This is a genomic window from Metabacillus endolithicus, from assembly GCF_023078335.1.
Classification (GTDB): Bacteria; Bacillota; Bacilli; order Bacillales; family Bacillaceae; genus Metabacillus; species Metabacillus endolithicus.
Genome location: NZ_CP095550.1, coordinates 3,132,437 through 3,145,975, shown reverse-complemented (window position 1 = coordinate 3,145,975; position 13,539 = coordinate 3,132,437). Strand labels below are relative to the sequence as shown.

Sequence of the window (13,539 nt, the reverse complement as noted above, 5' to 3'; positions counted from 1 at the left end):
ATGAGGACAAACATTACTTTAAAACAAATAGTAAAATTAATAAACAGAATATTTACAACCCTTGATGATTATAGTATCATATAGGTACACGATAAAGTGTCCCTAGGAATTTAACGCTTTTTTGCAAGCGTTACCAATTTCTCTAGTTATCTGTTTCGTCCTACACAAACTATAAGACTCTGTGTATTTATACACAGAGTCTCTTTTTTGTTTAAGTAATTAAACACCAATTCTCAACTCTTTAACTTCCTTTACACTAAAGATGAATGAAATCCATCGTTTTATTGCACATTAATATAGTGTGAAGCTTTTTACATACGCAAATATATTGTATGAGGAAAGAAAGGAGCTTATCCAATGAGTGAGGATTTGAAAAATAAATTACTTGAAGTCGTACAAAATCATAAAGTAGGTACATTAGCAACTATCAGTCAAAACAAGCCTTTCTCTCGATTCATGCTGTTTTTTAATGAGGATTTAGTTTTATATACAGCCACCAATAAAGACACCCACAAGGTTGAGGATATCAACGCAAACCCTAATGTTCATATTTTATTAGGAAATGATTGTAAAGGATGGGATGACCCATATGTGGAGGTGGAAGGAACCGTTATGGTAGAGGAATCTAAGGAACTTAAAGAAAAGTTCTGGAATGAGCACTTAAAAAGTTGGATACCAAGTGCAGATGATCCTAACTATATGCTTTTAAAAATTTCACCTTCTTCTTATCGTTATTTCGAAAAGTCTTCAAGTGAACCTGAAACATTGTCATTATAAACTAGGAAAAGCCAGGTGAATCATTCATCTGGCTTTTTCATTTATAACTTTCAAATTAATTCAAATGTTTCCCCTATTTCAATACTACCTTTAACTGACTGAGCCATTGGACAATTTTTACTAGCTAATAAAATGGATTGATGAATTTTGTTTTCGTTTAAATTATGACCTTTAATTTTATAGTGAATATGTATCTTTTCGATCTTATTTGCTTCAGCCTCATTACGTTCTACATCAGTAGATATAATTAAATCCTCTATCTCTATTCTTTTCTTAGCTAAAATCTTCCGCAATACACCACCACTACAAACAGCAATTGATGCGACCATTAGTTGATAAGGTCTATACCCGTAGGCTTCATCGCCTGCTATATGCAATTCTCCATATTCTGTTGTTGTTGTAAAGCCAACTTCTTTCTTCATTTTAAATTCCATTATCTACACCTCAGTTTTTAAGTTATTGTATCTAAAAAACGACGATTACAAAAGAATGTTATCTTATTTTTCTTGTATAATTTTGTTATTCGGTTTAAAGTATTACTGGCATTTAAGAATTATTTTTAAAATCATGAGAGGTGCTTACATGAATACTCAACGAGTTCGTTTTTGGATATTGGTTTCTATTGTCGGGATATCAGGGTTTAGCCAAGGAATGCTTCTACCACTAATTGCTATTATTTTTGAAAATAGTGGGGTATCTTCTGACCTAAATGGCTTAAACGCAACAGCTCTATACATTGGGATTCTTTTAGTATCTCCCTTTATGGAATATCCATTAAAACGGTTTGGCTATAAACCAATTATTATCCTCGGCGGCCTAGTCGTAGCTTCCTCTCTTGCATTATTTCCGTTATGGAAATCCTTTTGGTTTTGGTTTTGCCTACGACTTTTGATTGGAATTGGTGACCATGCCCTACATTTTGGTACACAAACATGGATTACCTCATTTTCGTCTGAAGATAAAAGAGGAAGAAACATTTCACTGTACGGCCTATTTTTTGGCGTTGGTTTTGCAGCAGGTCCATTACTTGCATCACTCGTTAACATAAACGAAGCATTGCCTTTTATTATTTCATCTGTTCTTTGTTTTATAGGCTGGGGCTCTATTGTTTCTTCTAAAAAACGACTTTCCTGAGCAAACCATTGAGGTTAATTCAATGAAAGAAACAATGAAACGATTTAGAAGTGCATGGAAATACGGATGGGTTGCATTTTTACCTCCTTTAGGATATGGATTTTTAGAATCCTCATTAAACGGTAGCTTTCCTGTTTACGCACTCCGAATTGGTCTTGATGTAACGAATATTTCTATTTTACTGTTTTCTTTTGCAATAGGAGCAATCACATTTCAACTTCCGCTTGGCATTTTAAGTGACAAATTTGGAAGAAGAACTGTGTTAATGTTTATTTTATTCACAGGCTTTTTGAGCTTTACAACAGCCAGTTTTGTTGAACATTCTCCAACTGCTCTGATTATTTGCTTATTCATATCTGGAATGGTTGTAGGCTCTACCTTCTCACTAGGAATCAGTTACATGACTGACCTAATGCCAAAAAACCTGCTCCCAACCGGAAATCTCCTATGTGGAGTTGCCTTTAGTGTAGGCAGTCTAGCTGGCCCTTATCTAGGTGGTATTTTTATCAAGTACACCAATGATATTAGCTATTTCTTCATCATTAGCAGTATGTTGTTACTTATATTTATAGCTGTTACTCTCTATAAACCAATTTTAACAACAGAAAAATCTACTAATCCCTCCATGGATCATTTTTCGAGCTGACATCTTGTCAGCTTTTTTTCATTTTCAAAGCCTGCTGGCGCCTTTTTTAAAAAATTTTCAAAAAAGGTTTGAACATTTCAAATAATCTGTTATATAATACAACTAACAACAATAAACTGTATCATAACAACCACAAAGGGAGATGGGAAAATGATGAACAGACAGGAACGTAAAAACATGATTGAATTTATTGAAAGAATGAAGGAAATTGACAAAGACTCTTTACTTTATATGACAGATGCTGATATTGAACATATCTACAGCACCGTTTATAACAACTGTTTGGAACATGCTGAGTAAAGAAAAAGGCTGACTAGGTTTTAAACCTAGCCAATGCCTTTCTTATTTAATGATATCCGTTTTGACCGTTTGCACTTCCGCTTGTTTTATGTTTCGGACTCTGCTTTGAGTTTTGCTTGTTATGGCTTCCGCCTTTTTTTGTATGTTTTGCCATTGTTTAACCCCCACTTTTCATAAAAATAAAGACTTTTGTCTTCTTACTTACTATTTCACTTTAAGGGATGCAATATGAACTAAAACATTTGGTAATTCACTTTAAGGCATGCTTCCGTTTATATAACAGTGCATTAAATTCCCCACCAAGAATAATGATCATTCCTGATAAATAAAGCCACACCATTAAAACAATAATCCCTCCAATACTTCCATATGTGGCACTATAGTTTGCAAAATTACCAACATAATAAGAAAACGCAAGTGATACAGCAATCCAGCCGATTGTTGCGGCAATCGCACCTGGTATTCCGTCCTTAAGATGCAAACGCTTATTAGGTGCAACAAAATATAATGCTGTAAACACAATGAAAAGTATTACTCCACTTACTAACCAGCGCATCGTATTCCAAATCGTTAAAAACTGTGCTGAAACACCAAAATGAGAAAAAATAAAAAGGCCAATTTCTTTTCCAAACACGGGTAATAAAAGAGCTACTATAATGACAAAAACCATTGCAATTGTAAGTAGAATTGCCATCCCTCTTGAAACAAAGAACGAGCGGCTTTCCTCGACATCATACGCCTTATTAAAAGCTCGAACAATAGCATTAATTCCATTGGATGCTGACCAGAGGGTTGCAATAATACCAAATGATAAAAGCTTACCATTTTTATCATTTAAAATTTGATTTAGCGTATCATTTATTAATTGCATGGATTCTCCAGGAGCAAACTGTTTTATTGTGTTTAATACATCCTCTTGAGCAATCGGTAAATACCCAAGCAAGGTGATTAAAAAAATAAGAAAAGGAAATAACGACAATAAAAAGAAATAAGAAAGCTGAGCTGAAAGGCCTGGTACCTCATCACTTGTAAATCTTTTGACTAATTCTTTTAGGAACGAACCTTCTTTAAACATGCATTCACCTCACGATTGGTCTCGTTTCGGAATGAACCTTTCTTTTGTTTCTTGTACTAAGCCTACAACTTGTGGTGTTGTTTCCCTAAGCTCCTTCACCTTTTCATTTAGAAAGGAAAGATCTTCTGATACTTCTTGTACTTTATCCTTCACATTATCTATCTTTTGCTTAACTTCGCTCGTTAATGTAGTAGGTTCATCAACATAGCCTTTAATTTTTGAGGATACATTTTTACCAGCTTGTATAACGTCTTCACGAGTATGTTTGTCCAATAATGAAACAGCTGCTCCAACAAGGGCACCGATTACAATACCTCTAACTAACTTATTTTCATTTGCCACCTAACATACCTCCTATCATTAAAGTTTATGTAAAGATTTAATTTCTTTTAATAAGTTGCTACAGCTTTTATGGACCATCTCAAAAACTTCATCAAAGTTACCTGTATAATATGGGTCAGGAACATCTAATATGTCCGACTCTTCTACATAATCTAATAATCGTTGAATTTTCCCTGTTGAATGATATCCAGCTAAACGTCTAATATTCCCAATATTTTCATTATCCATCCCAATCAAATAATCATATTGAGATAGATCTTCTTTTGTAAGCTGCCTTGCCTTTTGTCCTTCATAAGAGATGTTGTAATGATCTAAAATGCGACGAGTTCCTTCATGTGGGGGTTTCCCTGTATGCCAGTTTCCTGTTCCAGCTGAATCAATTTGAATGGCTTCATCTAACCCTTCCTTCTTAACTAAATCTCTCATAACAGCTTCAGCCATTGGTGAACGGCATATATTCCCCAAACAAACAAATAATATGTTAACCATTATATCCTCCTTACCTTTTTCCCAATAGTTTTCTTTTAGAAACAATTATTTCTACTTCTACTTATTATGATAATATTTTTCTTTATTCAAATACAATTCGTCGGTATATACTTAATTAGGACTAAGTAACAAGTTTTTGAATGTGTGCTAGTATTTCATGTTACAATAACCATAATGATTACCGATTCGAGAAAGGACTGAAAGGAATGAACCTTACTGAAAAGTCAGTTGAAAATGTTGAGTATATGATTGAGCAAATCAAGGAAAAACTCAGAGTTCTAAATCTAGGTGCTATTAAACCTTCTCATTTTGATGAAGAAATGTACGAAGAATTGAAGGATATTTACGAGCATGTTATGAAGAGAAATTCCTTCAGCCCTAATGAAATGCAAGCTATTGCAGAAGAATTAGGAAATCTACGCAAAGGACAATAATCTAATTCTGACTCCTTCCCTACTTACATATGAATGTAAAAAGGAGGGGGATTTTTTTATGTTGAATTGGTGGTTAGCTACAATCAGTTTATGTGGATTCCTCGTAATCTCAATTATCCTTGTTCTTTATGGGTTAAAAGCTGCTATTAATGCTGAAGATTCCTATCGTGTTGACCCTTTGCCAACTGAAGATCATTCAAAGAATAAAAAATAAGTAAACCCCCTTTTGGTTAGGGGGGTCTTTACAATTGCATCTTAAACAAACGTTTGTTTAAGAAAGTAATTTTAATGATTCTCTAGTAAAAGCAGGTAAATCATCAGGTTTTCTACTTGTTACGAGTTGGTTGCCGCAAACTACAACTTCTTTATCATGTACATTTGCACCAGCATTTTTCAAATCAATCATAATGGATTGATAACCAGTTACATCACGATTATTTAATGCTTCGGCAGAGATAAGCAATTGTGGTCCATGACATATCGCAAAAACAGGTTTTTGATCTTCCATGAACTCTTTTGCAAAACGAATATATCTCTCGTCCGCTCTTAATTGATCTGGAGAAAATCCCCCCGGTATAAACAAGGCATCAAACTGACTAGAATCTACCTCATCGATAGAAGCATCGATTTCAACTCTTGCTTCACCTTGTTTTCCTGTCACTGTTTTCCCTTTAACCTTTTCAATTGTAGTTAAAGAATGACCTTGTTCTTTAAATGCTTTAGAAGGATCAGTATATTCAATATCCTCAAAGTAATCAGTTAAGACAACAGCAATATGCTTAGACATATTGTATAACCTCCTCTTTTTGAATACATTTCTTTATTACCCGTGCTTGTCTCACTATAAACTATTTTGCTTAAAAAGGAGTTTTTCAAATAGTAGCGAATATTAACTAAAAAAAAGCGAGTTGATATAAATGACAATTAAAGTTATAGAAGCAACAAAAGACGATGTACACTTTCTTTGGGATATGCTATACGAAGCAGTATATGTGGATGAACATTCTGAAAAACCCCCACGCAGTATTATTGAAACACCGAAGATGGCTAGTTACGTCAAAGACTGGGGAAGACACGGAGATCTAGCACTACTTGCTGTTGATTCAAACGGAAATAAACTTGGAGCTGTTTGGATCCGCCTCTTTGATGATTTGTCTAAAACATATGGTTATATTGATGAGGAAACACCAATCCTCAGCATGGCCATTCTTCCACAATTCAGAGGAAAAGGCATTGGATCAGAATTGCTAAAAGAAATAAAATCACAAGCAGCATCAAAAGGATTTCTAAGAATTTCACTTAGTGTGGATCCCTCCAATCCTGCTCTACGTTTATATGAAAGATTTGGATTTAAGAAAACTGGTATTGATGGGACTTCTTGGGATATGGTTGCTGAATTAGGAGAGCAGTAAAATGTATAAAGTAGCTTGGTGATGAAGAACATATTTCTTCCTGCGGAGTTTTGTTTTGTCGTTCATTTTCTTGGTGAACGACATTGCGGTTCCGACCAATTCCCGTTTTGTCGTTCATCACACTTATGAACGACAGTCCGGCTACGAACTATTCCCGTTTTGTCGTTCATCCCCTCCCTTCAACGACAGCATAGCCCATCCCTTCTAATCCTAAATCAATTCTCTAGACCTCCCTAAAAATAATTCTGCATACCTAAATTTCAAAAAATTCAAAAAATAATTCTGAAATTTTAAAATTACTAGTTCTTGTTTTCAAAACAAATAATATATTTTACTTGAAAGCGTTTACTTTACTTAAATCAGAGGGGGAACTGGTTAATGAGGTTAAAAAGCGTTTTAGGTTTATTTTTCAGTCTAATCATGGTAATTGGACTACTAGCTGCTTGTAACAATGAGGTAAAGCCACCAACAACAAATGAACCAACTCCAAGTGAAGAAGGAAATGATTCAGAACAAAATTCATCCGGAACAACACCAAGAAATGAAACATTGTATGTAAATGGTTTACAATGGGGACCGCCTTCAACCTTTAGTCCATTAGGAGGAAATCCAGCATTTCCAATTGCTTATGCAAACTCGAGAACATTAATCTATGAAAATCTTTTCATGATTAATATGCTTGATGGTGCGTTAGAGCCATTACTTGGTACAAGTTATGAATGGACTGATGACACGACACTTCACATTGAATTAAATCCTGATGCAAAGTGGAATGACGGAGAAGCATTCACTTCTGAAGACGTTGTGTATTCCTATGAACTAGGAAGTAAATACTCTATATCTTGGAGCAACTTCTGGGAAGCAATTGATGCGGTAGAAGCAGACGGTGATAACTCCGTTAATATCCGCTTAAAACAAGATAATCCTAATCGACTCACAGTTTTAGATAGTCTTCAATTAGTTCCGATGATGCCAAAGCATGTTTGGGAAGAAATTGAAGCTAAAAGTGGGAACGATATTGCCAAGATTCGTGAAGAAGTGAATCCAGATCCTGTTGGTACTGGCCCGTACAAAATGCACACATATGATAACCAAAAGATCACATTAATTAGAGATGATAACTACTGGGGACAATCTCTATTTGGTGGCTTACCGGCTCCGAAGTATGTAAGTCATGTTATTTATAAGGATAACGCTGCAGGTTCTCTAGCATTTAAAAAAGGAGAAGTTGACGTTTCACAACAATTTATTCCTCAAGTTTGGAAAATGTGGGAAGACGGTGCACCTATCAAAACATATGTGCAAGACAAACCATACTACTTACCTGGTTCAATGCCTTCTATTTTCTTTAATATGACAAAAGATGGATTAAATAATCCAGATGTTAGAAGAGCGATTGCGATGGCAATTGATTATGACAAAATTTCAGAGTTAGCAATGAGTGGATATTCTGGTGAAATGAAACCATCTATTACATTAGATACTCCTTCTGAAACAAAGTATGTAGATCAAGATGCCATTAAATCACTTCAATGGACAACAGATGTTGAGGCAGCCAATAAGTTGCTTGATAGTATTGGAGCGAAAAAAGGAGCAGATGGTATTCGTGTTCTCAATGGGGTAAGACTTGGACCATGGGAAATTGAATGTCCATATGGTTGGTCTGATTGGAATGCTGCCCTAGAAATTGTCGCACAAAACGCTAAAGCCATTGGAATTGAAATTAGAACAAACTTCCCTGAAGCTCCTGTTTGGACAAATGATTTACAAACAGGGAAATTTGACATCATTATGAATACGCCTGCGGGTGCAGTTAGTCCGAGTCAGCCTTGGGATAGAGCGAGAACAATCATGTATTCAGAAGGTGTAGCTCCAGTTGGTGAAATGGCGTTTTGGAACTGGGGAAGATATAAAAATGAAAGAGCTGATGAGTTAATTAAGGAAATTCCAACAATTACAGATGAAGCGAAATTAAAAGAAATGTACACAGAACTTACAAAAATTTATTTAGAAGACATTCCATCAATCCCACTTATGTATAGACCTTGGGTATTCCATACAGTGAATGAATCGGTTTGGAAAGGCTTTGCAGTTGAAGGAGATGGCAATAACATTCCACCACAAATTTCTATTGACGGAGCAGGTGTAAAAGACTTGTATCAAATCACAAATAAATAGATTGAAAGATAGATAGAGGTAGTTGGGATCATTCATGCTGGTTATCCCAACTACTCCTTTCAAAACTAAAAGTCCTAATAATGGGGGTGCTGTGAAGTCATGAATGCCTATCGGAAGTTTTTCTTAAAAAAATCCCTCTGGTATATTGTGACCTTGTTTGTTGCAGTCGCGCTTAACTTCCTTCTACCAAGGTTAATAGAAGGAAATCCAGTAAGTGTGATTGCCAACCAAATGACTCAAGGAATGACAGACAGTGATTCAATTAAGAAGGTATACGATACTTTTGCTGCAGAGTTTGGTATTGATAAGCCGTTATGGCAACAATTTTTTATTTACTTAGGGAATTTATTGAAGGGTGATTTAGGAACGTCGTTCGGACTATATCCTATGTCTGTTACTTCTATTCTTGCCTCAGCTGTTCCTTGGACATTAGCTCTTCAACTGCCTGCTATCCTTGTTGGTTGGATCGTCGGAAATGCCCTTGGAGCTATTGCTGCTTATAAAAAAGGTGTATTTGATAAAGTGCTTTTTCCTACATTTTTATTTATCAACTCCATCCCATTTTTTATTTTGGCGATCATTATGCTCTATATCTTTGGGCTAACTCTTAATTGGTTCCCAACATCCGGCGGCTACAATTATCAGATGACACCAAATTTAAGCTTTGAGTTCATTGGATCTGTAATTAGTCACCACTTCCTCCCTTTTATTTCAATTGTCTTGGTTACAATTGGTGGTCAAGCTATCGGAATGAGAGAAATGTCGATCTACGAATTAAACACAGATTATGTTTTATATAGCAAATTACTTGGTATTAAGGATTCTACAATTTCTAGATATGTATTTAAAAATGCAATGTTACCACAGATTACAGGTTTGGCTCTATCAATCGGTACGATGATCGGCGGGTCATTAATTACTGAAATTGTTTTTAGCTATCCTGGTATCGGAACATGGCTATTTACTGCAATACGTCAACTAGATTATCCACTCATATCCGGTGCTACTCTTCTTATTGCCATATCCGTTCTATTAGCTAACTTCACCATTGAAATTATTTATGGGTTGGTTGACCCTAGAATCAAAGCTTCGCAAATGGAGGAAGAATGATATGAACAGTTCTTTACAAATATTAATTCGCTCCCCAAAGTTTCTTATCGGTTCGATTTCATTTTTGTTGATGCTCGCATTTGTAACAATCTATCCCTTAATTAATACTGCTGATCCAACCGAAATGGTTGCACTTGCCTTTCAGCCACCGAGTGCTGAGTTATGGTTAGGCTCCGATAACTTCGGAAGAGATTTATTTCTCGAACTTATTTATGGAATCAAAACCTCCATTTTTGTAGGATTAATTGCCGGATTAAGTGCAACGATTATTGGGTTAATCATTGGGTTATCCGCCGGTTATATCGGAGGAATTTTTGATGAAATTTTATCTGCCATCACCAATATCTTTATCGTTATTCCATCTTTCATTGTCTTAATTCTGATCTCCGTCAGTATAGATTCAAGAAGTTCGTTAATTACAGCGATTGTAATTGGCATAACAAGTTGGCCATGGACAGCACGTGCCGTTCGTGCTCAAACATCTTCTCTACGAAACAGAGATCACGTTAATATCGCAAAAATATCTGGTCATAGCACACCAAGAATCATTATTTTTGAGATTTTACCTTACATCATGTCTTATGTTGTAATGGCATTTGTTCTGCAAACAGCATCAGGTATTCTTTCAGAGGCATCAATCTCTATGCTGGGACTTGGACCATACAACACAATTTCTCTTGGTATTATTATGAACTGGGCTTTAATCTTTGAAGCTCCTGTATCCGGTGCGTGGTGGGCATTTATACCTGCAGCAATAGCTATTGCGATCATTACATTTTCTCTCTATTTAATGAATACTGGGATGGATGAAATTTTTAACCCTAAGATAAGGAGTTAATGACATGAGTAAACATATTCTTGATGTTAAAGAATTAAAAACTTACTATAAAACCAGATTAAAAGAAAAGGTCTATGCTGTTGATGGTGTGGATTTTCACCTTGAAGATGGAAAAACAATTGGTATTGCCGGAGAATCAGGATGTGGTAAATCGACCTTAGCCTTAAGCTTAATGGGATTCTACTTTCCTCCACTTCACTTTGGTAGCGGTTCTATTAATATCAATGGTGTAGATATTATGAAGCTCGAAAAAGAAAAGCTTAGAAAACAAGTGTTAGGCAGAGAAATTGCCTATATTCCACAAGCGGCAATGAATGCCTTAAATCCAACCATTAAGATTATTAAGTTTATTGAAGACATTATGAAGGAACATCAACCAGAACTGTCGAAAAAACAAGTCTATGAAATGGCTGCTGAAAGATTTGAAACATTAAATCTTTCACCTAAAGTGTTAAATTCTTATCCGAATGAACTTTCTGGCGGGATGAAACAAAGAACGGTTATTGCTATATCAACCATTTTAAATCCAAAAGTATTAATCGCTGATGAACCAACCTCTGCACTCGATGTGACTTCCCAAAAAGTTGTCATTAAATTATTAAAAGATTTATTAGATAAAAAATTCATCCGTTCACTAGTATTCATTACACATGAACTTCCTCTTCTCTATCATGTAACAGACGAAATTATGGTGATGTACGCAGGAGAAATCGTCGAAAGAGGAAAAGCCGAAGACGTTATTTTTAATCCCATTCATCCTTATACCAAAAAGCTAATGGGCTCCATTATTGTCCCTGAATCTGGCATGAAGGAACATAAACTAGCTGCGATTCCAGGAGCACCACCTAATTTAAAAAAGAAAATAGATGGCTGCCGATTTGCTGAACGATGTTCCTATGCAACAGATGAATGCCGTACCGGAAAAATTACAACTCAACATCTAGGTGAACGTTTGTATCGTTGTCGAATTGACAATGAGACGCTAAAGGAGTGGTATGCAAATGAAGCCTGATCAAGAGGTTCTAATTAGCGGGAAAAACATAACAAAAGTTTTCGGTTATGGAAAATAAAAACACAGCCGTTGACCAAGTAAACTTTAACTTCCACCGAGGAGAAATTATTTCGATCGTTGGTGAAAGTGGGAGTGGGAAAACAACACTCGCTAAAATGGTCATGGGGCTACTAAAGGAAACAAGTGGAGATATCGAGTATAAAGGAAAGTCACGCAAACTAAAAAGTCATCGTGACCGAAAAGCATACTGGCAGGATATTCAAGCTATTTTTCAGGACCCTTTCTCTTCTTTTAACTTGTTTCACAAAGTCGAAAAACTATTAAATGACTGTATTGAACTACAAGGCTTAAAGCTTTCTAAGGAAGAACGCTTTGAGAAAATGAAAGAAGCATGTACGTTTGTTAACCTGAAATTTGAAGAGCTTTACAATAAATATCCTTTTGAGCTCTCAGGTGGACAAATGCAGCGTTTGATGATTGCTAGAATTTTTCTTCTGCACCCAAAGGTATTGCTAGCAGATGAACCAACTTCAATGGTTGATGCCTGCTCTCGCTCTACTATTTTGGATATGTTATTAAAGCTAAGAGAAGAAAACAATATGACAATTATCTTCATTACTCATGACGTAGGTCTTGCCTATTATGTAAGTGACACACTTTACATTATGGAAAAAGGGAAAATTGTTGAACAAGGAAGTGCCGACAGTGTGTTAATGAACCCTCAGCATCCTTACACACAGCAGCTCATTTCTGATGTACCTAAGCTGCATGAAGCCTGGGATTTGGGATAATCAAAGATGGCCAACTAACATAAGTTGGCCTCTTCTCTTAATCCACTTTCAATTTCCTTTATAAAATCACTTACTTTCTTTTCATAGCCCTTCGGATCTGTATTATAGGCTTCTGCATGACCTGCCTTAGGGACTAAATAAAGCTTTTTATTTCCCTTTTTGCGTTTAAACATGTCTAACGTCATTTGCAAAGGTATAAACTTATCTTCTTTCCCATGAATAAATAAAATGGGGGTTTTTGTTTTTTCTAACCCTTTTATTGGGGAAATCTCAGGGAAACTCCACCCATAACGTAATTTAATGAGAAGGCTTATAACATCGATTAGAGGATAAAAACGCAACCTTAAATCAAGCCTCAATCTTAATTTTAATAAGCTTGAAAAATCACTAAATGAGCAATCAGCAATACAAAATTTCACTCTGTTGTCCCGTTTGCTTACTTCTAATGCCGAGGCAGCTCCAAGTGATTCACCTAACAACCCTATAAATACACGATTTCCCATTCGCACCGATAGATAGTCAATCCACGCTTTTAAATCATCTTTTTCATAGTAACCAAAAGAGGTATAATTTCCGCCGCTTAATCCATGAAACCGATGGTCACATAACAAAACGTGAAATCCCCTTTTCTGAAACATTTCCACATATTTAAAACTCCCAAACAATGACCAGCGAATTCCATGAGCAATTATAATTACTTTTTTACTGTTTTTCACCGGAAAAAGCATTCCATGTAGCTTATACCCATGGTAAGACGGGATATATAATTCTTCTTTTTCTATCGTGTGAAAGATGTTGGCATCAATTTCTCCCTTTTGAATACCAAGCTTATACGTTTTGTCATAAGGAACCCTTGTCGGTGAAAGAAGAAGGCGGCTTAACAAATAAATACCTATTGAGCAGACAATCATCAAAACAAGAACTAAACCTATGGTCCATTGCCACATTCACTTCTCTTCCCTTCTAGGCTTTTTTATATTTTATTGAAATGCACAAGAAGG

The 13,539-nt window shown here is 35.7% G+C and carries 16 protein-coding genes and 1 pseudogene; 11 read left to right on the top strand and 6 right to left on the bottom strand.

The features are described 5' to 3' along the window. Nucleotides 1-357: 357 nt before the first annotated feature. Nucleotides 358-777 (top strand): pyridoxamine 5'-phosphate oxidase family protein, encoded by a 420-nt coding sequence (locus MVE64_RS16065; RefSeq protein ID WP_212138035.1) that lies wholly within the window; start codon nt 358-360, stop codon nt 775-777. 50 nt (nt 778-827) lie between these two features. Here MVE64_RS16065 and MVE64_RS16060 read toward each other — a convergent pair whose 3' ends face one another. Further along, on the bottom strand, nt 828-1,211 hold the full coding sequence (locus tag MVE64_RS16060) for an OsmC family protein (RefSeq protein WP_247339523.1): 384 nt from the start codon (nt 1,209-1,211) through the stop codon (nt 828-830). Nucleotides 1,212-1,359: 148 nt separating this feature from the next. On the opposite strand from MVE64_RS16060, the pseudogene MVE64_RS16055 reads away from it, so the two are divergent. Together MVE64_RS16055 and MVE64_RS16050 are read left to right on the top strand one after the other, a co-directional pair. Continuing rightward, a pseudogene (locus tag MVE64_RS16055) lies at nt 1,360-2,557 on the top strand (MFS transporter). A 153-nt stretch (nt 2,558-2,710) separates the two neighbouring features. Next, nucleotides 2,711-2,857: a BH0509 family protein gene (locus MVE64_RS16050; RefSeq protein WP_098799281.1), complete on the top strand. Its 147-nt coding sequence runs from the start codon at nt 2,711-2,713 to the stop codon at nt 2,855-2,857. A gap of 250 nt (nt 2,858-3,107) precedes the next feature. Here MVE64_RS16050 and MVE64_RS16045 read toward each other — a convergent pair whose 3' ends face one another. The 3 genes from MVE64_RS16045 to MVE64_RS16035 are packed head-to-tail and all read right to left on the bottom strand — an operon-like array spanning nt 3,108 to nt 4,763. Next, complete coding sequence (locus tag MVE64_RS16045) at nt 3,108-3,932, bottom strand: YihY/virulence factor BrkB family protein (protein WP_247339521.1); 825 nt, start codon at nt 3,930-3,932, stop codon at nt 3,108-3,110. Nucleotides 3,933-3,941: 9 nt separating this feature from the next. After that, on the bottom strand, nt 3,942-4,274 hold the full coding sequence (locus MVE64_RS16040) for a YtxH domain-containing protein (RefSeq protein ID WP_212138039.1): 333 nt from the start codon (nt 4,272-4,274) through the stop codon (nt 3,942-3,944). A gap of 18 nt (nt 4,275-4,292) precedes the next feature. Then, a complete protein-coding gene (locus tag MVE64_RS16035) occupies nt 4,293-4,763 on the bottom strand; it encodes a low molecular weight protein-tyrosine-phosphatase (RefSeq protein WP_231308919.1) in 471 nt (156 codons plus the stop codon). 206 nt (nt 4,764-4,969) lie between these two features. On the opposite strand from MVE64_RS16035, the gene MVE64_RS16030 reads away from it, so the two are divergent. Further along, the gene (locus MVE64_RS16030; protein WP_098799261.1) at nt 4,970-5,197 is read left to right on the top strand and encodes a DUF1128 domain-containing protein; all 228 of its coding nucleotides are present in this window, start codon (nt 4,970-4,972) and stop codon (nt 5,195-5,197) included. 58 nt (nt 5,198-5,255) lie between these two features. Further along, on the top strand, nt 5,256-5,411 hold the full coding sequence (locus MVE64_RS16025) for a hypothetical protein (protein WP_247339519.1): 156 nt from the start codon (nt 5,256-5,258) through the stop codon (nt 5,409-5,411). Between the two features lie 57 nt (nt 5,412-5,468). Here the strand turns inward: MVE64_RS16025 and MVE64_RS16020 are convergent, their stop codons facing one another. After that, nucleotides 5,469-5,984 (bottom strand): type 1 glutamine amidotransferase domain-containing protein, encoded by a 516-nt coding sequence (locus MVE64_RS16020; protein WP_247339517.1) that lies wholly within the window; start codon nt 5,982-5,984, stop codon nt 5,469-5,471. Between the two features lie 130 nt (nt 5,985-6,114). Here MVE64_RS16020 and MVE64_RS16015 point away from each other — a divergent pair, with 130 nt between their 5' ends. The 6 genes from MVE64_RS16015 (at nt 6,115) to MVE64_RS15990 (ending at nt 12,538) form a co-directional block, all read left to right on the top strand. Continuing rightward, the gene (locus MVE64_RS16015) at nt 6,115-6,609 is read left to right on the top strand and encodes a GNAT family N-acetyltransferase (RefSeq protein ID WP_247339515.1); all 495 of its coding nucleotides are present in this window, start codon (nt 6,115-6,117) and stop codon (nt 6,607-6,609) included. A gap of 378 nt (nt 6,610-6,987) precedes the next feature. Further along, a complete protein-coding gene (locus MVE64_RS16010) occupies nt 6,988-8,787 on the top strand; it encodes an ABC transporter substrate-binding protein (protein ID WP_247339512.1) in 1,800 nt (599 codons plus the stop codon). A 99-nt stretch (nt 8,788-8,886) separates the two neighbouring features. Further along, on the top strand, nt 8,887-9,897 hold the full coding sequence (locus MVE64_RS16005; RefSeq protein WP_247339510.1) for an ABC transporter permease: 1,011 nt from the start codon (nt 8,887-8,889) through the stop codon (nt 9,895-9,897). Nucleotide 9,898: 1 nt separating this feature from the next. Further along, the gene (locus MVE64_RS16000) at nt 9,899-10,735 is read left to right on the top strand and encodes an ABC transporter permease (protein WP_212138046.1); all 837 of its coding nucleotides are present in this window, start codon (nt 9,899-9,901) and stop codon (nt 10,733-10,735) included. Nucleotides 10,736-10,739: 4 nt separating this feature from the next. Further along, nucleotides 10,740-11,747: an ABC transporter ATP-binding protein gene (locus MVE64_RS15995; RefSeq protein ID WP_121664431.1), complete on the top strand. Its 1,008-nt coding sequence runs from the start codon at nt 10,740-10,742 to the stop codon at nt 11,745-11,747. Nucleotides 11,748-11,794: 47 nt separating this feature from the next. Then, nucleotides 11,795-12,538 (top strand): ABC transporter ATP-binding protein, encoded by a 744-nt coding sequence (locus MVE64_RS15990; RefSeq protein WP_247339508.1) that lies wholly within the window; start codon nt 11,795-11,797, stop codon nt 12,536-12,538. Between the two features lie 14 nt (nt 12,539-12,552). Here the strand turns inward: MVE64_RS15990 and MVE64_RS15985 are convergent, their stop codons facing one another. After that, nucleotides 12,553-13,485 (bottom strand): alpha/beta hydrolase, encoded by a 933-nt coding sequence (locus MVE64_RS15985; RefSeq protein WP_247339506.1) that lies wholly within the window; start codon nt 13,483-13,485, stop codon nt 12,553-12,555. Between the last annotated feature and the right edge of the window lie 54 nt (nt 13,486-13,539).